Genomic DNA, 22,208 nt, shown 5'->3' with positions numbered 1-22,208 from the left:
GTATCCACAACATCTTGATGGGCGCCGCATTGACATTTGCGGCGCCCTTATTTTTTGCCTCCTACCTTCCCGCTGAATCCCATCCGAAGTATTGTTTTAGAACTCGATTCGTGGCCCGGACTCGTCCGTTTGCCCGAAAATGGGATGTCTTGTCGTGATGCGGCACATTAAAGGACGGAGACAGACCGGGAATGCCGGACGTAGAGAAAAGCCTGCCAGCACAGGTGGATGACGGCGCTCGGCCTGATATCCGCCAGGTAGCGGCAGCAGAACACAATACACCTGCGGCGGCCGGGCGGGCCGTGAAGCAGGGAAAAAGCTCGCTGACGCGGCTGGCGAAGATTTGTGCCGGTGGCACGGCGATCGCAGCGCTTGCGCGGCCGGTTCTGGCTCAGGTCGAATCCGAGGCTGCGGCATCGGCACACCTCTTCACGTCATCTCAGGTCGTCGGCGTTTCCGTTGTCATCGGGGTCATCTCCGCGGCTCTGCTTTCCACCCTCTGGCTGGTGCGCCAGCGCGGCAACCTGGAAACCGAGAGCCGCGACATCCGCACGGCGCTGTCGGACGCGCAGCAGCGCATATCGCAATATCAGGCACTAATCGCCGACAAGAACCGCCGCATCGTCGTCTGGGACGGCAGCGAGCGCCCCGAACTGCTGGGACAGCTGCCGGCCGAAACAGGTGCTCCGCAGGACAACGAATTCCTGGCGTTCGGCCTGTGGCTGAAGCCCCGCTCGGCATCCGAGCTTGACCATGCAATCGACCGCCTGCGCGAAGCAGGCCAGAGCTTCGATATGGTGGTCGAAACCAATCGCGATGAAATTCTCGAGGCACAGGGCCGTGTATCCGGCGGCCGCGCCTTTGTTCGCTTTGTCGCGCTCAACAATCTGCGCGCCGAACTCGCCGAACTGAAGATCGAGCGCGAACGGCTGATGTCGTCGATCTCGGCCTTCCAGAGCCTGCTCGATGCCATCGACCTGCCGGCCTGGCAGCGGGATGTCGAGGGCCGCCTGACCTGGGTCAACCAGGCTTACGGCGATGCCGTCGAGGCGAAGTCGCCGCAGCAGGCAATCAACGAGAGCCGTGAATTCCTGACGACGATCGCCCGCGAGCGCATCCGCGCCACGGCAACGCCTGAATCGCCTTTTCACGACAAGATTTCGACCGTCGTCAGCGGCAACCGGACATTCTTCGATGTCGTCGATGTCAAGGTTCCCACCGGCTCGGCGGGTATCGCCATCGACGTCTCGGATGCCGAGGCGGTTCGTGCCGAGCTTGAGCGGACGCTGAAAAGCCACGCCGAGACCCTCGATCATCTGGCAACACCGGTTGCGATCTTCGACGGCGAGCAGCGGCTCCAATTCTATAATCAGGCCTTCGTGACCCTCTGGGAGCTCGATATCGCCTTCCTCGAGCGCAAGCCTGACAATGCCGAGCTTCTAGAGCGCCTGCGGGCGGCCAAGAAACTGCCGGACCAGCTGAACTGGAAGAGCTGGAAGGAAACAGCGCTTTCCGTCTACCAGGCTCTCGATACGAAATCCGACCTCTGGCATCTGCCGAACGGCCAGACGCTGCGCGTCTTCGCCACAGCGCATCCGCAAGGCGGCGCTACCTGGGTATTCGAGAACCTCACCGAGCAGGTCGATCTCGAAACGCGCTACAACACGCTGGTGAAGGTTCAGGGCGAGACGATCGACCACCTTTCGGAAGGTGTGGCGGTGTTCGGGCCTGACGGGCGGATCCGCCTGTCGAACCCTGCCTTCCGCGTCCTCTGGGGCATCACCGAGGCCGAAGCCAAGCCCGGCACCCATATCCGCGCCGTCGGCGAAGCCTGTGCTCCGTCTTATGACAAGCCGGATGGCTGGAAGACCTTTGCCGAGCTCATCACCAGCTTCGACGACGAACGCCGTTCGAGCCAGGGCACGCTGGAACTGTTCTCCGGCCTCGTGCTCGACTACGCGGTGATACCACTGCCGAATGCACAGACGATGCTGACCTTCGTCAACATGACGGATTCGGTTCGCGCCGAGCGCGCCCTGACCGAGAAGAACGAAGCGCTGCGCAAGGCCGACGAGCTGAAGAACGATTTCGTCCAGCACGTTTCCTACGAGCTTCGTTCGCCGCTGACCAACATCATCGGTTTCACCGATCTGCTGCGCACGCCGGGCGTCGGTCCGCTGAACGATCGGCAGGCCGAATATATCGACCATATCGCCACTTCCTCGTCTGTCCTACTGACGCTGGTCAACGACATTCTCGACCTGGCGACCGTCGATGCAGGCATTATGCGGCTGAACTATTCCGAGATCGATCTCAGCGACCTGCTGGACGACGTCTCGATGCAGATCGCCGACCGACTGCAGGAAAGCGGCGTAACGCTGGAGATCACCTCGCCGTCGCAGCTCGGCACCATCGTTGCCGATTCACAGCGCCTGAAGCAAATCCTGCTGAAACTGCTGTCGAATGCCGCCAATTTCTCGCCCGAGGGCGCGGCGATTGCGCTCGAATGCCATCGCGAAGGCACCGATTTCGTATTTTCTGTGGCCGATCGTGGCCCGGGCATCTCGCAGGAGATGATCGCTACTGTCTTCGATCGCTTCGCCACCGGTGCAAAGAGCGGTAAGCGCGGCGGTGCCGGTCTCGGTCTCTCGATCGTCGACAGCTTCGTCAGCCTGCATAACGGCAAGGTAACGATCGACAGCAAGCCTGGCCGCGGCACCACGGTCGTTTGCCGGATTCCATCCGTCAACCTGCCGCGTGCCGTCGCAGCCGCCGAATGACGGCCGACGCTGGCGCGATCTCCCTGTTTCTGGAAGACGAGGCGGCAACCGGCCGTCTCGGCGAAGATCTGGCGCTCGCCGTCAAGCCGGGCGACTGCCTGACGCTGTCGGGTGATCTCGGCGCAGGAAAATCGTCTCTGGCCCGGGCGCTGATCCGCGCCATCGCCGACGATCCGGCATTGGAAGTGCCAAGCCCGACATTCACGCTGGTCCAAGCCTATGATCTTAGAATTCCGGTTGCGCATTTCGATCTCTATCGGCTTGCCGATGGCTCCGAGCTTGAAGAACTTGGTTTCGACGAGGCGCTGCAATCGGGTATCTGCCTCGTCGAGTGGCCCGAGATGGCCGCGGACGAGATGCCTGGTGATCGGATTGAACTGACCCTGACGCACGAGGGCGCCGGGCGCCGCCTGACCATCAAGGCGCCGCCGAAGAAAGCCGAGCGTATCCAGCGCGTCCTGGCTATCCGGACATTTCTTGCCGGTCTCGGCTATGCCGGCGCCGGACGCCGCTTCCTGACGGGCGATGCATCGTTGCGCGCTTATGAGGCGGTCTATCCCGCGACAGGCGAGCGGAAGATCCTGATGGATTGGCCGCCGCTGCCGGAAGGACCCGCAGTCTTTGACGGCAAGCCCTACCCGAAGGTCGCTCATCTTGCAGAGAACGCCTATCCCTTCGTTGCCATCGCCGATACTCTGCGGCAGCGCGGCTTCGCAACGCCTGAAATCTACGGCGTCGACTACGACCAAGGCATATTGCTGATCGAGGATCTCGGAACCGAAGGTGTTCTTGATACCGGCGGAAAGCCGATCATCGAGCGTTATCGCGAAAGCGTCGCCTGCCTCGCGCATCTGCATGGCATGCAGATCCCGCAGGATATTCCCGTTACAAGGGATCACATTCACCACATCCCGGATTTCGACCGGACGGCGATGAAGATGGAAGTCCGCCTGGTGCTCGACTGGCATCTGCCGTGGAAGCGCGGCGGCCAGGCAGCCTCAGATGCGGAGCGGGATGCGTATCTCGCGATCTGGGACGATCTCATCGACCAGCTGGCCGATGCCGAAAAGAACCTGCTGCTGCGCGATTTCCATTCGCCGAACATCATCTGGCGCGGCGACCGGCAGGGGATCCAGAAAATCGGCCTGATCGATTTCCAGGACGCGATGATCGGCCCGACGTCCTACGATCTGGCATCGATCGCCCAAGACGCGCGGGTCACCATCGAGCCACCGCTCTTCCGGGAGCTGATGGACGACTATCTGTCGATCCGCCGGGCCCAGGGCGGCTTCGATGAAACATCCTTCCTGAAGAGCTGGGCGATCATGTCTGCGCAGCGCAATTGCAAACTTGCCGGGCTCTGGGTGCGGCTGTTGCAGCGTGACGGCAAACCGGGCTATCTCAAGCATATGCCGCGTACACTCGCCTATCTCCAGGTGGCCCTTGAGCATGAAGCGCTCGCCCCCTTGCGCGAATGGTGCGCAAGGGCTGGAATAGGCATCAGCGAATCATAAGTTCCGGACCACGATGACAATCAAACAAGCCATGGTATTGGCGGCGGGTCTTGGCACCCGCATGCGCCCGATCACCGATACGATGCCGAAGCCGTTGGTGAGAATCGGCGGCAAGCCGATGATCGACTATACGCTGGACTCGCTGAAGCAGGCCGGCGTCGAACGCGTTGCCGTCAACGTCCACCATTTCGCCGACCAGATGGAAGCGCATCTGAAGTCGTATCACGGCCTCGATATCCTGATTTCCGACGAGCGCGGCGGCCTGCTGAACAATGGCGGCGGCATCGTCAAGGGCCTGACGCTGCTCGACCGGGAGACGATCTTCGTGATGAACGCCGATCTCTTCTGGATCGGCGAACAGCCGGGCGCACCCAGCAATCTCGATCGATTAGCCGGATTCTTCGATGCCGGCAGCATGGACATGGCGATGCTTTGCGTGCGCATCGAGAACACGACCGGCCATAACGGCATCAATGATTTCAGCATGGCAGCGGATGGCCGCCTGACACGCTACCGGGACGACCAGTCGAACCCCGTCGTGTATGCCGGCGCCTTTGCGATGCGGCCTGAATTTCTCGACGATGCGCCGCGCGACCCCTTCAACATCAACAGTTATTTCGACAAGGCGATCGGACGCGGCAGGCTCTACGGAATGATGATGGACGGGCACTGGCTGACCGTCGGCACGCCCGAAGCCGTCGATGAAGCAGAGGAAACGATCCGGCAATTCCGGACGTTTGCTTAGGCGATGAGCGAGCGTCATCAGCCGCGCATCCTGACGATACCGGCAGGAGCGCCGTTTCTGAAAGTGCTCGCGCAAATGCTTTGCGACGGCCGGTTGACGCCGCTTTTCCGGCACGACCCCGACGATCCGCTATCGCTTTCGAAAGTCACGATCTATTTGCCGACCAGGCGCGCAGCCCGCGTGCTCCGCTCCGAATTCGTCGATCTGCTCGGCGGCCGCTCGGCGATTCTGCCGGTCATCCGGCCGCTCGGTGAGACAGATGACGACAGCGGCTATTTCGAGGAGGCGCTGCCTGCGACCCTCGACCTTGCGCAGCCGCTTTCCAACACTGCCCGCCTGCTGGAGCTTGCAAGGCTCATCCTTGCCTGGCGCAACAGGCTGCCGGATATCGTCCGCCGTATCCATGCCGAGTCGCCTCTCGCAGCCCCGGCGAGCCCGGCCGATGCGATCTGGCTGGCGCGCAATCTGGCTGAGCTGATCGATTCGATCGAGACCGAGGACCGCGAATGGGCGGAGCTTGCCAATCTCGACGCCTCCGATCATGCGCTCTGGTGGCAGCTGACAGCGGAGTTTCTGCAGATTGCCAGCGCCTTCTGGCCGGAACGGCTGGCCGAACTCGGGCGCTCATCCCCTGCCCGGCACCGCAACGCAATCCTGCGCGCGGAAGCGAACCGACTTGCAATGTCCCGGCCGGCCGGACCGATCATCATCGCCGGCTCGACGGGCTCCGTGCCTGCGACCGCCGATCTGATTGCCGCCGTTGCCAATCTTCCCGAGGGCGTCATCGTGCTGCCTGGCCTCGATCTTTCGATGCCGGACGAACATTGGCGGATGGTGGCGCCTGACCCACAGCCGGGCCGAACCGCCAATCCTGCGAGCCGCAGCCACTCCCAGTATGGTCTGTCGCATCTGCTGAAGCGACTGAAACTGACGCGCAATGATGTCGCCCCGCTGATCGACGCGGAGCCTGACCTGCAACGGCGTGCGGAGGTACTGTCGCGGGCGCTTGCACCAGCAGAGGCGACAAGTGGCTGGGGCGAGTGGAAGAACGAGCTTCCCGCGGACGCGTTGGCGGCAGGCTTTGCCGACGTTGCATTGATCGAGGCGGCCAACGAGCGGGAGGAGGCAACGGCAATTGCCATCGCCTTGCGCCTCGCCCTAGAGGAGCCGGGCCGCAACGGCGAAAGCCAGGCAGCAGTGATTACGCCTGATCGCAATCTCGCGCGCCGCGTCATGTCCGAACTCGCCCGGTTCGGCATTATCGCCGACGATTCGGCCGGTACGCCGCTTTCTGCGATGCCGCAGGGCACTTTCCTGCAGCTGGTTCTGGAAGCGACGCTACGGCCCGGCGATCCGGTGGCACTGGTGGCGCTCCTCAAGCATCCGCTCACGCATTTCAGCCTTGAGAAGACCATTTTGACAAGTGCCGTCGAAGCGCTCGAGCTTCTCGCGCTGCGCGGCGGTGTTGCCGAGGTCGATATCAGCACGCTACCGGCCCTGCTGGAGCGTCAGCTTGCCGAACAGCAGGCCGATCGCTACGCGCCGAACTGGCGGAAGTCGCTGCCATCGTATGCGATCGATCAGGCCCGGGATCTGGCACAGCGGATCGCAGCTGCGACCGAGCCGCTGGCATCGACCATGGTCAAGCGTGGACCTGACGGGCGCAGCCTGACAGTGAACCTGCAGCTCTCCGAGTGGGCCTCAAGGACCGGCCGCGTGCTCGAGGCCGTGGCTCGCGATCACCGCGGCGACCTTGCCGGTCTCTGGAGTGGAGAAGCCGGTGATGCGCTCGCAGCGCTGCTCGGCGAGGTAATCGACACCAACGGGCAGATCGAGGCGGACGGTCCGCAGTGGATCGACATCATGACGGCCCTGTCGGCTGGACAGGCCGCCAAACCTCGCGCTCTCAGCCATCCCCGGGTTTTCATCTTCGGTACGCTGGAAGCCCGTCTTCAGGCTGTCGACACGCTGGTGCTCGGCGGTCTGAACGAAGGTTCCTGGCCGGGGCAGACGGCCAACAACCCCTTCATTTCACGGATGATGAAAACGGAGATTGGCCTCGAGCCGCCGGAGCGGCGTATCGGGCAGCTGGCCCACGATTTCGAGATGGCGAGCGGCACCCGGAAGCTGGTCTATACGCGCGCACTCCGCCAGGGCTCGACGCCGACGGTTGCCTCGCGCTGGCTGCAGCGTCTACTGGCTTTGGGCGGCACCGCTTTCGAAACCGCACTGAAAGCCCGCGGCGAAAAATTCCTGCACTGGGTCAATCTTCTGGATGACGGCAAGACCCAGACGCCGGCGCAGCGCCCCTCGCCGGTTCCACCCTCCGAACTGCAGCCGAAATCCTATTCCTTCAGCGAAGTCGGCCGCCTCCGGCGCGATCCCTATGCGATCTACGCACGGCGCATTCTGCGGCTCGACCCTGTCGAACCGTTTAACCGCGATCCCGGTGCCGCAGAGCGCGGCACGCTATATCATGCGATCATCGACCGCTTCGTGCGTGAAGGGCACATTGCTGGAACGCCTGACGGCGAAAGGGCGATGGAAGCGATCCTCAACGATCTTTTTGACAGGGAAGAGCTGCCGGCCCATATCGACGCCGTCTGGCGGCCACGCTTTCGCGAGGTCGCCCGCAGCTTCCTGACGTGGGAAGCCGAGCGGCGGCCGGGCATCCGCAAGACAGTGACCGAAGTTCGCGGCAGCGTCGAGCTGGAGACGATCAACATCCGGCTAACGGGCATCGCCGACCGGATCGATATTACCGGGCCGAAATCTGCCGATATCATCGATTACAAGACCGGCTACAATCCTTCGCCTGCGCAAGCGCGCGCCTTGCTCGACCCGCAGCTGGCTCTCGAAGCTGCCGCGCTGAGCGCCGGTGCCTTCCGCGATGCCGGCAGCCTCATTCCGCAGGATCTGCTTTACGTCCGCCTTCGGCCTGGCAGCCGCTTCCGGGCCGATACCGTCAACAACGAGAATTCGACACGCAGCGACAAGGCGAAGTCGGCGCTCGATCTTGCCGAGGAATCGATCGATCAGCTCGTCAAGTTCGTCTCCCTGCTGCAATCCGGCGAGCGGGGCTTCACATCGCGGCTTATCCCGGCACAACAGTTCGAGTTCGGTGGCGACTACGATCATCTGGCACGGGTCTCGGAATGGTCGACGGCAGAAGACGAGGAGGCCAGTGGCGATGAATGACATTACCGCTCTCCCCGATAGCGACGATCCGGGCGTCTGGATCGGTTGGACGACCATTCAGCAGGCGATCGCCTCCGATCCGTTACGCTCGGCATGGGTGTCGGCCAATGCCGGATCCGGGAAGACGCACGTCCTGACGCAACGCGTGATCCGGCTGCTTTTGGCCGGTGCCAGGCCTTCGGCGATCCTCTGCCTGACCTATACCAAAGCCGCGGCCTCCGAAATGTCGAACCGCGTCTTCGCGCGGCTTGCCGAATGGGCGGTTCTGCCGGATCAGGAATTGAGCAAACGCATCGCGCTGATCGAGGGAGAAACACCCGATCGCGTCAAACTCGCCGAAGCACGGCGACTCTTTGCCAAGGCGCTGGAGACGCCCGGCGGATTGAAGATCCAGACGATCCACGCCTTCTGCGAGGCGCTGCTGCATCAGTTTCCGCTGGAGGCAAATGTCGCCGGTCACTTCTCGGTTCTCGACGACCGGGCAGCGGCGACCCTTCTTGCGGATGCGCGCCGTTCGCTGCTGACGGCGACGGGACCGGAAGACGATCAGACGCTTGCCGAAGCGTTCTCATACGTTCTCAACCTTGGCGACGAAAGCGGGCTGGAAGCGCTGCTCGAAGAGATCGTCGCCAATCGCAACGCCATCCGCCGCTTCACGCAGGCCGCCGAAGCGCATGGCGGGATCGCCGCGGCACTGCGCAAGAACCTGAAGCTTTCCGATACGGAGAGCGAAGCCAGCATCGCCGAGCAATACTGGCCGCTACCGGAGCTTTCCGGGCTGACGCTCGATCTCTACATGACGCTGGCTGCGCAGAAAGGCGGCGCCAAGGCGCAGGAGGTTGCTTACGGTCTTCGCCAAACCTCGAACGAGCGAAGTGCGGAGAAGCGGGCCGAGCTTCTGGAGAAGATCTTCCTGAAGGTGGACGGGCAGCCGAAAACGGATTCGCAATTCACCGTGAAGGCGATGCTTGCCGATGCGCCAGAACTGACGGCGGCGATCGCAGCTGCCCGCGATCACGTCGTCGCCTGCCGGGACCGGCTGAAAATCATGCGGATGTATACGGCAACGCATGCGGCACTCGTGCTCGCCGAGCGCCTGAACCGTGACTATGAGTCCCTGAAAAAGCAGCGCAGCCACCTCGATTTCGAGGACCTGATCACGCGCACGGCCGATCTGCTAACGAAAAGCGGCATCGGCCCGTGGATCCACTACAAGCTTGACCAGGGCATCGACCACATTCTCGTCGATGAGGCCCAGGATACCAGCCCGATCCAATGGAGCGTCATCCAGTCGCTGGCGGAGGATTTCTTCTCGGGCGAGAGCGCCCGGCCGGTGATCCGGACGTTGTTTGCCGTCGGTGATGAAAAGCAATCCATCTATTCCTTCCAGGGCGCGCGGCCCGAGCGCTTTTCGGAAGAAAGCAAACGGACGCAGCGGAAGGTGCAGGCCGGCGGCCAGCAGTTCACGCCGGTGCGCCTGCCGCTCTCGTTCCGTTCGACGTCCGACGTTCTCGCCGCTGTCGACCACGTCTTCACGCCACCTGAAAATGCGCGCGGGCTGAGCGCCGAGGGCGAGCCGGTCATTCACCGGTCCAGCCGGATCGGCCATCCGGGCGCCGTCGATCTCTGGGCGATGGTAGCGCCCGAAGTCGCCATCAAGGACGAGGACTGGACGGCCCCTTTCGATGCCACGCCCGAGAGCGCGCCGCCGGCGATCCTGGCGCGGCGCATGGCGCATACCATCGAGACGCTGGTCGGACACGAAACGATCGTCGAGAAGGGCAAGGAGAGGCTGATCGAGGCCGGCGATATTCTGGTGCTGGTTCGAAAGCGTGACAGTTTCGTCAACGCGCTGACGCGGGCGCTGAAACGGCGAAGCAACATTCCGGTCGCCGGTGCCGACCGCCTAAAGCTGACGAGCCACATTGCCGTGCAGGATCTGCTGGCGCTCGGGCGCTTCCTGCTTCTGCCGCAGGACGATCTTTCGCTCGCAGCGGTGCTGAAAAGCCCGCTCTTCGATCTCACGGAAGACGATATCTTTGCGCTGGCGGCGCTCCGAAGCGAACATCTGAGCGTTTGGAGCCATCTGCAGCGCTTCGCCGCCGACGGCCACGAGCGCTTCGTGGCGGCGGCGAAACGGCTTGAGCTTTTCCTGGAGCAATCACGAAGCCTGTCCGTGCATGACTTCTACGCCCGTGTGTTTGGCGTTCACGGTGGCCGCAGCCAGTTTCTGGCGCGGCTTGGAACCGAGGTCAGCGATATTCTCGACGAATTCCTGACCTTCACGCTCGATCATGAAAGCTCCGGCCTGCCCGGCCTGCAATCCTTCATCTCGACACTCGAACTCGAGGCCCCGGAGGTGAAGCGCGAGCAGGACAAGGGGCGAAACGAGGTGCGCATCATGACGGTGCATGCCTCGAAGGGCCTGGAGGCACCGATCGTCTTCTTGGTCGATAGCGGCGGCAAGGCGTTTACTCATACGCATATGCCGAAACTGAGGTTGCTGGAGACAGCCAATGAAGATCCGATGCCGATCTGGGTGCCGGTCAGCGATCTCGCCAATTCGCGCACGCAAGCCGACGCCGCCCGCATCCAGACGCTGGCGGAAGAGGAATACCGCCGCCTGCTCTATGTGGCGATGACGCGCGCGGCCGACCGGCTGATCGTCTGCGGCTATCGCGGCGTGCGCGCCAACACCGATACGTGGCATGTGATGATTTCCACCGCGATGAGCGAAAGCCATCCGCAGGTGAACGCTGTCGAATTCGAAGGGCCGGACGGCAGCTGGCCAGGCGTGACCTGGCGGGTTCCGCAGGTGGAGCGCAGCTTCGAGCGGGCAGAACAGCTGGCGGAAAAGCGCGAAAAAGACGTCCTGCCAGCTGGTATACTCAAGCCTCTGCCGCCGCAAAGAGCTTTGCCGCGACCCCTCAGCCCATCGGGCGCGGGTACCGTCATCGACGAGGAAGCCGATGACCTTCTGGTGACCTCGCCTTTGTTCAGCACCCCGGAGCGGTCCGACAGGTCGCTGGAAAAAGGCCGGTTGATCCACCGCATGCTGCAGATGCTGCCTGACATCCCGCCGCAGGAGCGCCAGCTTGCCGCCGAGCGCTATGCTGGGCGCGCGGCGCGCTTCTGGCCGGACGCTGAGCGGCGACGGCTCGTCGATTCGGTTCTGAAACTATTGACCGAACAAAGCCTCCAGCAAGTCTTTGCAGCCCATGCCCAGCCTGAAGTTTCGATCATGGGCACGCTGGACCTCGACGGGAAACACTATGCCGTATCGGGTCGGGTCGACCGTCTCGCGGTGCTGACGGACCGGGTGGTTGTCCTCGATTACAAGACCAATCGCGTTCCGCCGGAGACGGAGGACAGCGTTCCCTTTGCACACAAGGCGCAGCTCGCGATCTACCGGGAAATCCTGAAACCGCTTTATCCCGGCGAGGAAATCGAGTGCGTGCTCGTCTATACCGAAAACGCGACGGTTCACCGCCTCACCGAGCGGACCCTTGAATTGGCGCTTGCGGCACTCAAGACAAAGTGAAATACCGGACATTGAAATTATGACACCGCACCATCACATGTGGTTCAACGATAATTCCCGTGAAGGAGCAGCCTATGGCTACCGTGAAAGTCGATATCAATAACTTCCAATCGGAAGTTCTGGAATCTGCAGAACCTGTTGTTGTGGATTTTTGGGCTGAATGGTGCGGCCCGTGCAAGATGATTGCCCCGAGCCTCGAAGAAATCGCAACCGAATTGGCCGGCAAGGTCAAGGTTGCCAAGCTCAACATCGATGAAAACCCGGAACTGGCTGCTCAGTTCGGCGTTCGCTCGATCCCGACGCTGGCGATCTTCAAGGCCGGCGAAGTTGCCGACATCAAGGTTGGCGCCGCTCCGAAGACGGCTCTTTCGAGCTGGATTTCCAGCGCCGCCTAAGACGCTTTCGCATTCAAGGAAAAAGCCCGGCTTCGACCGGGCTTTTTTCATTTTGGTGGTGTTCCGTTATCCGAGAGAACGTCGCCGACCAGATAGAGCGAGCCGCCCATCAGGATGCGTGGCGGCGGCGTGGCCGGATCGAGGATTTCCTTGATCGCATCGAGCGCGTCTCCAACGTTCGACATCGGCTCGGCCACCAGACCGGCGTCGTAGGCTGCATTTGCCAGAATGACCGGGTCGATCATCGCATCACTTCCACGGATCGGAACGCAGAAGACTTTCTCCGCCAGTCCGGCAAACGCTTTGAAATAACCGACGGGATCCTTCGTGTTGATCATGCCGGTGATCAGATAGAGCGGTCTTGGCAGCTTTTCCTCGAAATTCGCCATCGCCTCGGCGATCACCTCGCCGGCGCCGGGATTGTGTCCGCCATCGACCCAGATTTCGGCACCGGCAGGCGCGTGCGACATCAGCCGTCCCTCGGTCAGCCGCTGCAGGCGCCCGGGCCATTCAACACCCTGAAGCGCCGTCTCCATCATCGCCTCGGTGACGACGAAACCGGCGGCCTTGACAGCGCGGATGGCAGCAGCGGCATTGGCGTATTGGTGGCGGCCGGGAAGCCGCGGTAGCGGCAGATCCGCAAGGCCGAACTCATCCTGATACACGAGACGGCCATACTCCTCGTGGGTCATGAAATCCTGGCCATAGACGGCGGTCGGGCAATGCAGTCGCTCGGCCGTCGACATCAGCACCTCGAGCGCTGCATCATAGGGCTGCTGGCCGATCACGACAGGATGCTTCCCCTTCATGATGCCTGCCTTTTCGGCGGCGATCAGCTCGACCCGGTCACCGAGATAGGGCTGATGATCCAGAGAAATCGGCATAATGACCGAGACGGCCGGATCGGAGATAACATTCGTCGCGTCGAAGCGGCCGCCAAGGCCGACTTCGATAACAGCTGCGTCGGCAGGCTGTTCGGAAAACAGCAGGAAGGTGACGGCCGTCAGGATTTCGAAAACGGTGATCTTCTGGCCGCCATTGGCTTCGGCAACGCGGCGTACGGCATCGGCGAAAACCGCGTCTTCAACCAGCTCTCCGCGTCCGCCCTTGACGCCGATGCGGTAGCGCTCGTGCCAATTCACCAGATGGGGCGAAGTGTGGACATGAACGCTGTAGCCACCAGCTTCGAGGAGCGCCCGGCAGAATGCCGTAACCGAACCTTTGCCGTTGGTTCCGGCAACATGAATTACCGGCGGCAGCTTATCCTGCGGATTTCCGAGAACTTCCAGCAGGCGGGTGATGCGCTCCAGCGACAGATCGAAGCCCTTGGGATGCAATCCCAAGAGCTTGTCTATTTCCTGTGCTGCCTCGCTCACGACGGTCTGACCCCTGGGTATCATTCGGCCCTCCGCTCAGGCAGGTTCTGGATCGATCAGGCGCTCGCTGCCAGCGCGACCGCACTGCCGTTGGTAACGACGGTATTTGCCGGCTTTTTCGTCAGGATCTTTAGGACCCGCGCCAGCGTATCGGGGATATCGTGACGCTTGATCACCATGTCGACCATGCCGTGTTCCAGCAGATATTCCGACGTCTGGAAGCCTTCCGGCAACTTTTCGCGGATCGTCTGCTCGATGACGCGCTTGCCGGCAAAGCAGATTTCCGCTCCCGGCTCCGCCAAATGAAGATCGCCGAGCATGGCATAGGAAGCGGTCACGCCGCCCGTCGTCGGGTTCGTCAGAGCGACGATATAGGGCTGGCCTGCTTCCTTGAGCATGTCCACCGCGACAGTGGTGCGTGGCAGCTGCATCAGCGAGAGAATGCCTTCCTGCATGCGGGCGCCGCCCGAGGCCGGGAACATTACCAGCGGGCATTTCTCGGCAATGGCGCGTTCGAATGCCTTGACGATTGCCTCACCGGCAGCGATGCCGAGCGAACCGCCCATGAAGTTGAATTCGTGCACGACGGCCACGAGCTTCAGACCACGCACCTTGCCGACACCGGCAACGATCGTGTCTTCCTGCTCGGTCTTCAGACGGCTATCGCGCAGGCGATCTGTATACTTCTTGGAATCACGGAACTTCAGCGGGTCCTGAGCCACCTTCGGCTGCACCAGCGCTTCGTATTCGCCGTTGTCGAAAAGATCGAGAAGGCGCGCCTTGGCCGGCATCTTCATGTGATAGCCGGATGCCGGGATGACCCACTTGTTGTCTTCCAGATCCTTGTGGAAGACCATCTCGCCCGTTTCCGGGCACTTGATCCAGAGATTTTCAGGAACTTCGCGGCGGCCCAGCATGGAATTGATCCGCGGGCGTACGTAGTTGGTGATCCAGTTCAAGTCGAAAACTCCTGATTGACGACAGCCAATGTGGGGACACTATTCGGCAGCAACAAGGCGCGCCGAACGCGTTCCCGATGAAAGACCGCGGACCAGCGTGGCAACGGCCTGAACCGTATCAGCTGTCGCTTTTCCGTCCTTGGTCAAGCTCGTGGCCACCTGATTGACGATGGCAGTGCCGACGACAACGCCGTCAGCCGAAGCGCCGATGACCTTTGCATGGTCGGCGGTCTTAACGCCGAAGCCAACGCAAACAGGCAGATCGGTGTGCTCCTTGATGCGCTTGACGGCACCCGAGACCAGCGACGTATCCGGCAGAGCCGAACCGGTGATGCCGTTCATCGAAACGTAGTAGACGAAGCCGGACGTGTTCTTCAGAACGGCCGGTAGGCGCTTTTCATCGGTGGTCGGCGTTGCCAGGCGGATGAAATTGATGCCCTTGCGGATCGCTGGAATGCAGAGCTCGTCATCCATCTCCGGCGGCAGATCGACGACGATCAGGCCGTCGATGCCGGATGCCAGCGCATCGTCGAGAAACTTTTCGACGCCGTAAATGTAGATCGGGTTGTAGTAACCCATCATGACGATCGGCGTCGCATCATCGGACTTGCGGAAGTCCGCAGCCAGCTGCAGCGTCTTCTTGAGCGTCTGGCCGCCCTTCAGGGCGCGCTGACCGGCCAGCTGGATTGCCGGACCGTCGGCCATAGGATCCGAAAACGGCATGCCGAGCTCGATAATATCGGAACCAGCTTCCGGCAGCGCCTTCATGATGCCGAGCGACGTGTCGTAATCCGGGTCGCCGCCCATGAAATAGGTGACCAGCGCCGGGCGGCCCTCGGCCTTCAGATCGGCAAAGCGTTTGTCCATACGTGCGGTCATGACTTAAGCATCCATTCCGAGAATCTTGGCGACGGTGAAGATGTCCTTATCGCCGCGGCCGGAGAGGTTCATCAGGATGATCTCGTCCTTGCCCATCTTCGGCGCGCGCTTGATGACTTCGGCCAACGCATGCGACGGTTCCAGCGCCGGAATGATGCCCTCAAGGCGCGTCAGCGTCTGGAAGGCATCGAGCGCTTCGTGGTCCATGATCGGCACATATTCGACGCGGCCGATATCGTTCAGGTAGGAATGCTCCGGGCCGATGCCGGGATAATCGAGGCCGGCCGAAATCGAATGGCCTTCCTTGATCTGGCCGTCGCCATCCTGCAGCAGGTAGGTGCGGTTGCCGTGAAGAACGCCCGGCGACCCGGCGGTGATCGAGGCGCAATGCTCGTCACCCTGCAAACCCTTGCCGCCCGCTTCGACGCCGACGATCTTGACGCCTTCATCATCGAGGAACGGATGGAAGATGCCGATGGCGTTCGAGCCACCGCCGACGGCGGCAACGACGAGATCTGGCAGACGTCCCTCGGCTTCCAGCATCTGCTGCTTGGCTTCAGTGCCGATCACCGCCTGGAAATCCCGAACCATCTCCGGATAGGGATGTGGGCCGGCGGCGGTGCCGATCAGGTAATAGGTGTCGTCGACATTGGTGACCCAGTCGCGCAGCGCCTCGTTCATGGCGTCCTTCAGCGTGCCGTGTCCAGCCGTCACCGGCTTCACTTCGGCACCGAGGAGCTTCATGCGGAAAACGTTCGGCGCCTGACGCTCGACATCGGTGGCGCCCATATAGACGACGCAGGGAAGACCGAAACGGGCGGCAACGGTCGCCGAAGCAACGCCATGCTGGCCGGCGCCGGTTTCAGCGATGATGCGGGTCTTGCCCATGCGCTTGGCGAGCAGGATCTGGCCGATGCAGTTGTTGATCTTGTGGGAACCTGTGTGGTTCAGCTCTTCGCGCTTGAAGTAGATCTTCGCGCCGCCGAGCTCGGCCGTCAGCCGTTCCGCAAAATACAGCGGGCTCGGGCGGCCGATATAGTGGGCACCGAGATTTTTCAGTTCAGCCTGGAACTCCGGATCGTCCTTCGCCTTGTCCCATTCGGCCTGCAGGTCGAGAATGAGGGGCATCAGCGTCTCGGCGACAAAACGGCCGCCATAGATGCCAAAACGGCCATCTTCATCAGGGCCGGAACGGAAGGAATTCGGTTTAGGCGTCTCGTTCACTCTTAACTCCCTGAAGCGGTTTCAGGCTGATACGCCTTCTCGACCGCATCGAAAAATTCATCGATCATCGCGACGCTTTTCGCGCCCGGTGCACTCTCGACACCGGAGGAAACGTCGATGCCTGGCGCTTTGGTGATGATCAGCGCGTCGGCAATGTTGTCCTTGTTCAGTCCACCGGAAAGCATGTAATCGACGCTTCCGTCAAGCCAGTCGAGCAGGCTCCAATCGAAGGAAACCCCGTTTCCGCCGGGCAATTCGGAGCCTTTCGGCGGCTTCGCATCAAAGAGGAAGCGATCAGCGATACCGATATAGGCCTCGACCCGCTTCAAATCGTCGGAGGTGCGCACCGAGAAAGCCTTCATGACAGGAAGACCGTAAACGGCCTTTATGGTCAAAACGCGTTCCGGGCTTTCATCGCCATGAAGCTGGATGATATCGGGGCGCAAAAGTGCAACGATTTCATCGAGATCGTCGTTCGTTGGGTTGACCGTGACGGCCACGATCTTGGCCTTGCCGCGCACCGCGTCCGCCAGCCTTCCGGCGACGTCAGGCTCGATATAGCGCGGGCTTTTTTCGAAGAAGATGAAGCCGATATGGGTCGCGCCGCGCTTCAGCGCGCGATCGATCGTCTCGGCCGTCTTCAGACCACAGATTTTGATGTCCGGTTTCATGGCAGCGAAGTGACACGAAAAGGCAAAAGAGTCGAGCCAATTTGCGATGGAGGCTTAATTTCGCGCGGTTTCCGCTCAGTCAAAACTGATGGCGTGAAGCAGGCTACCGTGGCGCTTCAGCCAGCCCTTGGCCTCATCCATATCGGGGCAGAGCTTCTCGCACAAAGCCCAGAAGCGCGGGCCGTGATTCATCTCCTTGAGATGGGCCACTTCATGGGCGGCGAGGTAGTCGATCACCGAAGGCGGCGCCATGACGATGCGCCAGGAAAAGCTTAGATTTCCCTCGGAAGAGCAGGATCCCCAGCGGCTGCGCGTATCCTTCATCGAGATTGACTTGATCGGCGCCTTGATCGACCGGGCGTGGAAATGCGCCAGCCTTTCGAGATCGGCGCGCGCTTCCTTCTTCAGGAAGGTGGCGACCCGCCGGCCGAGATGCTCCGGCATTCCGCTGACCCTCAGGATATGGTCGCCATCGACGATGACCGCCTCCGTAAGGCCGCGCAGGCTGCCCGTAAGCCGGATGCGGTGGCGGATGCCGCGAAGGAGGATCTCGCCACCATCCTGAAGCCCGGTATCCTGTGAAAACTTGGCGAGCTTGGTCAGCAGCCAGCCCTGATGGCGGTCGAGGAAGGCGTTGACCTCGCGCTGGGCGAGCCCGCGCGGCACCGTCATCTTCAGCGCCCGGCCACCGGGTTCGATCCGCAGCGTGATCCGCGTGGCACGATCATGCTGCTTGATCGTCAGCGGCATCAATCGGCCGGCGACATCAAGCGTCCGCGTCTCCGGCGGAGCAGGCTTTCTGACGGACGGGCGCCGCGGCTTGGAAAGAAGCGGAAACATGGTGCTTTCTATACGATTCGGGTAATTCCAGACAAAGAAAAACCGGCATCGGTGATGCCGGTTCGCTCGTTCTTCACCAGAGCCTTCAAGGCGTCTGGTATTCGGCGACCGGGCCGTTGTCGTCGCGCTTGGCGTTCTTGCGATCGCGCATGAAGCGGTCGAATTCGTCCTGATCCTTGGCGCGGCGAAGCTCGCGCATGTAGTTGTCGAACTCTTCGCGCATCTCGTCGAGCTTGCGGCGCTCTTCCTCGATGCGGTCGATCTCGGCTTTCCGCCAGTCATCGAAGGCGACGTTGCCTGTCGAGAAATGCGGGCGGTGGCGGCCATGCGTCGAACGGCGGCAGCTGGCAAAGAAGCCATCGGCAGCGTTGTTGGCATCGCGCTTGAAGCCGCGAAGGCGTTCGCCGAAGATGATATAGGCAAGCATGGCCAGGCCGAGAGGCCAGAAGACCACGAAGCCCAGCACCATCAGGGCAATGGTAGCCGGAGTCCAATCCGGGCGAAGCAATGCTGACTGGTTCATCGTGCGGTATCCTCGCTTTCTGCACCCGGCAGAATACCGAATGCTGAAAATCGATGTGGTTACCGCTCCCCGGCCCTTCAAGACGATTGCCCGAGAAATCGGACAATGCCTTGAATGACAAGGATTAAATCAGCAATAGCTAACTAGCCGGATTTGCCGCCCTTGATGACGCGCTTGACGGCAGGTTTCGACGAGCGCGCATGCTCGCGGACGAAATTGACGATCCGCGGGGCGATCTCCTTGCGGAAACGCGAGCCGTTGAACACGCCGTAATGGCCGACATCCGGCTGCAGATAATGCATGCGCATGTTGTCTGGAATGTTCGTACAGATCGTCTGCGCGGCATGCGTCTGGCCGACGCCCGATATGTCGTCATTTTCGCCTTCGACGGTGAGCAATGCGACGTTGCGGATCGCCTTGGGATCGACAAGCTTGCCGCGATGAACCAGTTCACCCTTAGGCAGCGCGTGCTTGATAAACACCTGATCGACGGTCTGCAGGTAGAATTCCGCCGTCAAATCCATGACCGCCAGATATTCGTCATAGAAATCACGGTGCTTTTCAGGCTCGCCGTCGTTCTTCACCAGATGCATGAAGAACTCCTTGTGCGCCACGAGGTGGCGGTCAAGGTTCATCGACATGAAGCCGGAGAGCTGCAGGAAGCCCGGATAGACCGGGCGCATGAAGCCCGGCTGCGGCCAGGGAACATTCATGATCACGTTGTCGGCAAACCATTCCAGCGGCTTGTCCTTGGCGAGCTTATTGACGGCCGTCGGATTGATGCGCGTATCGATCGGGCCGCCCATCAGCGTCATCGACGCTGGCGAGAGCGGATCATTTGCTTCTTCCATGACGGCAGCGGCGGCAAGCACCGGCACCGAGGGCTGACAGACGGCGACGACATGCGTGTCGGGCCCGAGGAAATGCAGCATCTCGATGACGTAATCGACATAGTCGTCGAAATCGAACGTGCCCTCGGTCATAGGCACCATGCGGGCATCGATCCAATCAGTGATGTAAACATCAGCGCTTGGCAGAAGCGCTTCGACCGTGCCGCGCAGCAGCGTCGCATAGTGGCCGGACATCGGCGCGACGATCAGGATTCGCGGGTCGCGATGATTGGCGGGCAGATTGCGCGAGAAGTGCAGCAGATTGCAGAACGGCCGCGACCAGACGATCTCTTCGCGGACCTTGATCTTCTTGCCATCGACAACGGTTTCGGGGAGGCCGAATTCCGGCTTGCCATAGCGGCGCGTGGTGCGCTCGAACATTTCGAGACTGGCAGCGATCGTGCGGCCGAACGGAGTCTGGGACCAGGGATTGAGCGGATTGGCATAGGCCATCCGCATCACATCGGCGGCAGCGCGAAACGGCGCCATTGCAGCGTGATTCAGTTCGTAGAGCTGATAAAACATGAGATGCGCCACCTTTCTTTACCGGAAAAGACGGCGCCTTGGGGGCTGGCACACATTTCTTTCCATTATCTCTGCTGGCACTTCAACGCAGATTAACAGGCTTTTGTTGCATAGCAACATAGGTATGCGCACCGCAAAAGAAATGCCGGGGCATCACATCCCCGGCATCATCATGCTCTTCAATCGTTAAGAGACCCGGTTCGGTCAGATATCGGCGACGAAAGTCTGCTTCTGGGTGCCGAGACCTTCGATGCCGAGCTCCACCACATCGCCGGGCTTGAGATAGCGCGGCGGCTTCTGACCCATGCCGACGCCAGGCGGCGTGCCCGTCGAAATCACATCGCCGGGATGTAGCGACATGAACTGGCTGAGATAGGAAACGAGGAAGGCGACGCCATAGACCATGGTCTTCGACGAGCCATCCTGCATCTTCTCGCCATTGACGGTCAGCCACATGCCGAGGTTCTGTGGATCGGGAATTTCATCCTTGGTGACCAGCCAGGGGCCGATCGGGCCGAAGGTGTCGCAGGACTTGCCCTTGGTCCACTGGCCGGAGCGCTCGGTCTGGAAAGCGCGTTCGGAGACGTCGTCGGAAACGCAATAACCGGCAACATAATCAAGCGCTTCGGCTTCCGAGACGTATTTCGCCGTCTTGCCGATGACGACGCCGAGTTCGACTTCCCAATCGGTCTTTTCCGAGCCGCGCGGAATGACGACATTATCATTGGGACCGATGATGGCGGAGGTCGCCTTCATGAAGATGATCGGCTCGGGAGGCACTGTGGCGCCGGTTTCTGCGGCATGGTCGGAGAAATTCAGGCCGATGCAGATGAACTTGCCGGTGCCGGCGACGCAAGCGCCGATACGGCCCGGCGCGATTTCCGGCAAACTTTTCGGGTCGAGCGCCGCGATCTTCTTCAGCCCTTCGGGAGAAATCGCCGCACCACCAATATCGGAAACATGGGCGGAAAGATCACGGATTTTGCCGTCTGCATCAAGAATCGCCGGCTTCTCGCTACCCGCTTCGCCTACACGCATCAGTTTCATGGGATGTCCTCCTCATCGAAAAGAATTCGCAAAGAGCTATGGACCAGTTGTCCAACCATGTCATTACGGGTTTTCCCCGAAGCGGTACGCGGCTTTAAAAAATCTCCAACAAATCTGGGCCTGCCGGCACAATCCCGGTTGGGTTGAGTTTCTCGATCGAATAATAGCCGCGCTTGATGTGATCGATGTTGACGGTGGCAGCGATGCCCGGCCAATCCAGCATACGGCGGCAGAATGCTTTGAGATTGGGATAGTCTGCGACGCGGCGCAGGTTGCACTTGAATAGGCCGTGATAGGCTGGATCGAAGCGCACCAGGGTCACGAAGAGGCGGATGTCGGCCTCGGTCGGATGATCGGCAAAGAGGAACGCCCGTCCCTGCAATTGCGGCTCGACCCAATCGAGGCAGGCAAAGACGTCGGCGAAAGCTTCTTCATAGGCGATTTGCGTCGTTGCAAACCCGGCGCGATAGACACCGTTGTTCAGCCACGAATAGATATGCTCATTGAAGCTATCGATCTCCGCACGCTTGTTATCCGGATAAAGGTCGATCGCACTGTTCGCGAGATCGCCGAATCCGCTATTCAGCATGCGCAGGATATCAGCCGATTCGTTGTTGACGATCGTCTGCTTCTGCTTGTCCCAAAGCACAGGAACGGTTGCCCGGCCGGTGAAATCCGCGGCAACTTTCGTATAGATTTCATGCATATAGCTGGCACCGTTGACGGCGTCTCTGGTCGCTCCTGGATAATCACCAAAGCGCCAGCCCTGTTTCGAGAGCGCCGGCTCGACGATGGAAACACTGATGACATCATCGAGGCCCTTCAAAGTCCGTCCGATCAATGTGCGGGAAGCCCATGGGCAGATATAGGCGACATAGAGATGGTAGCGGGCGGCCTCGGCCTTGAAACCCGCTTCGCCTGTCGGGCCTGCCGATCCATCCGGTGTGACCCAGTTGCGGAAGCTGGATGTCTGACGCACAAAGCCGCCCTTGGCATCCGTCGCCTGTACCGGCTGCCAATCCTCGGTCCATTTTCCATTCACCAGCATCACCGGCTCCTTCGTCATCGCGCGATGCCAATAGATACCGCGTGTTCGCATGG

Annotated in this window: 16 protein-coding genes; 6 read left to right on the top strand and 10 right to left on the bottom strand. The window is 61.1% G+C overall.

The window, feature by feature from the left end; genetic code table 11:
* Window positions 1–191 precede the first annotated feature (191 nt).
* The 6 genes from AC1DJO_RS12550 (at window position 192) to trxA (ending at window position 12,173) form a co-directional block, all read left to right on the top strand.
* On the top strand, window positions 192–2,780 hold the full coding sequence (locus tag AC1DJO_RS12550) for a PAS domain-containing sensor histidine kinase (RefSeq protein ID WP_477970801.1): 2,589 nt from the start codon (window positions 192–194) through the stop codon (window positions 2,778–2,780).
* Window positions 2,777–4,294: a tRNA (adenosine(37)-N6)-threonylcarbamoyltransferase complex ATPase subunit type 1 TsaE gene (tsaE, locus tag AC1DJO_RS12545; protein ID WP_477970799.1), complete on the top strand. Its 1,518-nt coding sequence runs from the start codon at window positions 2,777–2,779 to the stop codon at window positions 4,292–4,294. The genes AC1DJO_RS12550 and tsaE overlap by 4 nt, the downstream gene beginning before the upstream one ends.
* A gap of 13 nt (window positions 4,295–4,307) precedes the next feature.
* Complete coding sequence (locus tag AC1DJO_RS12540) at window positions 4,308–5,039, top strand: nucleotidyltransferase family protein (protein WP_477970797.1); 732 nt, start codon at window positions 4,308–4,310, stop codon at window positions 5,037–5,039.
* 3 nt (window positions 5,040–5,042) lie between these two features.
* A complete protein-coding gene (gene addB / locus AC1DJO_RS12535; RefSeq protein WP_477970795.1) occupies window positions 5,043–8,237 on the top strand; it encodes a double-strand break repair protein AddB in 3,195 nt (1,064 codons plus the stop codon).
* Window positions 8,230–11,778, top strand: coding sequence for a double-strand break repair helicase AddA (addA, locus tag AC1DJO_RS12530; RefSeq protein ID WP_477970793.1), 3,549 nt, complete (start codon window positions 8,230–8,232; stop codon window positions 11,776–11,778). The genes addB and addA overlap by 8 nt, the downstream gene beginning before the upstream one ends.
* A gap of 74 nt (window positions 11,779–11,852) precedes the next feature.
* Window positions 11,853–12,173 (top strand): thioredoxin, encoded by a 321-nt coding sequence (gene trxA, locus AC1DJO_RS12525; protein WP_112386023.1) that lies wholly within the window; start codon window positions 11,853–11,855, stop codon window positions 12,171–12,173.
* 47 nt (window positions 12,174–12,220) lie between these two features.
* Here trxA and AC1DJO_RS12520 read toward each other — a convergent pair whose 3' ends face one another.
* The 10 genes from AC1DJO_RS12520 to AC1DJO_RS12475 all read right to left on the bottom strand — a co-directional run bounded on the left by AC1DJO_RS12520 (window position 12,221) and on the right by AC1DJO_RS12475 (window position 22,155).
* On the bottom strand, window positions 12,221–13,573 hold the full coding sequence (locus tag AC1DJO_RS12520) for a bifunctional folylpolyglutamate synthase/dihydrofolate synthase (protein WP_477970791.1): 1,353 nt from the start codon (window positions 13,571–13,573) through the stop codon (window positions 12,221–12,223).
* 32 nt (window positions 13,574–13,605) lie between these two features.
* Entirely contained in the window at window positions 13,606–14,508 is a 903-nt protein-coding gene (gene accD, locus AC1DJO_RS12515) for an acetyl-CoA carboxylase, carboxyltransferase subunit beta (protein WP_477970789.1), read from the bottom strand.
* 39 nt (window positions 14,509–14,547) lie between these two features.
* Window positions 14,548–15,387, bottom strand: coding sequence for a tryptophan synthase subunit alpha (trpA, locus tag AC1DJO_RS12510; protein ID WP_112386020.1), 840 nt, complete (start codon window positions 15,385–15,387; stop codon window positions 14,548–14,550).
* A gap of 3 nt (window positions 15,388–15,390) precedes the next feature.
* Window positions 15,391–16,611, bottom strand: a complete 1,221-nt coding sequence (gene trpB / locus AC1DJO_RS12505) for a tryptophan synthase subunit beta (RefSeq protein ID WP_112386019.1) — start codon at window positions 16,609–16,611, stop codon at window positions 15,391–15,393.
* Between the two features lie 2 nt (window positions 16,612–16,613).
* Window positions 16,614–17,282 carry a phosphoribosylanthranilate isomerase gene (locus AC1DJO_RS12500; protein WP_112386018.1) on the bottom strand — a complete coding sequence of 223 codons (669 nt, stop codon included), beginning with the start codon at window positions 17,280–17,282 and terminating at the stop codon, window positions 16,614–16,616.
* A gap of 75 nt (window positions 17,283–17,357) precedes the next feature.
* A complete protein-coding gene (locus tag AC1DJO_RS12495; protein ID WP_112386017.1) occupies window positions 17,358–18,122 on the bottom strand; it encodes a M48 family metallopeptidase in 765 nt (254 codons plus the stop codon).
* Between the two features lie 85 nt (window positions 18,123–18,207).
* Window positions 18,208–18,645, bottom strand: coding sequence for a DUF2852 domain-containing protein (locus tag AC1DJO_RS12490; protein ID WP_112540324.1), 438 nt, complete (start codon window positions 18,643–18,645; stop codon window positions 18,208–18,210).
* 143 nt (window positions 18,646–18,788) lie between these two features.
* Window positions 18,789–20,060 carry a polyhydroxyalkanoate depolymerase gene (locus tag AC1DJO_RS12485; RefSeq protein ID WP_477970787.1) on the bottom strand — a complete coding sequence of 424 codons (1,272 nt, stop codon included), beginning with the start codon at window positions 20,058–20,060 and terminating at the stop codon, window positions 18,789–18,791.
* A 204-nt stretch (window positions 20,061–20,264) separates the two neighbouring features.
* Window positions 20,265–21,107, bottom strand: a complete 843-nt coding sequence (locus AC1DJO_RS12480; protein ID WP_477970785.1) for a fumarylacetoacetate hydrolase family protein — start codon at window positions 21,105–21,107, stop codon at window positions 20,265–20,267.
* Between the two features lie 94 nt (window positions 21,108–21,201).
* Window positions 21,202–22,155 carry a glutathione S-transferase family protein gene (locus AC1DJO_RS12475; RefSeq protein ID WP_477970857.1) on the bottom strand — a complete coding sequence of 318 codons (954 nt, stop codon included), beginning with the start codon at window positions 22,153–22,155 and terminating at the stop codon, window positions 21,202–21,204.
* Window positions 22,156–22,208 lie beyond the last annotated feature (53 nt).

The organism is Rhizobium sp. 05N430, assembly GCF_056396985.1.
This window is presented reverse-complemented; position numbering and strand designations above follow the sequence as displayed.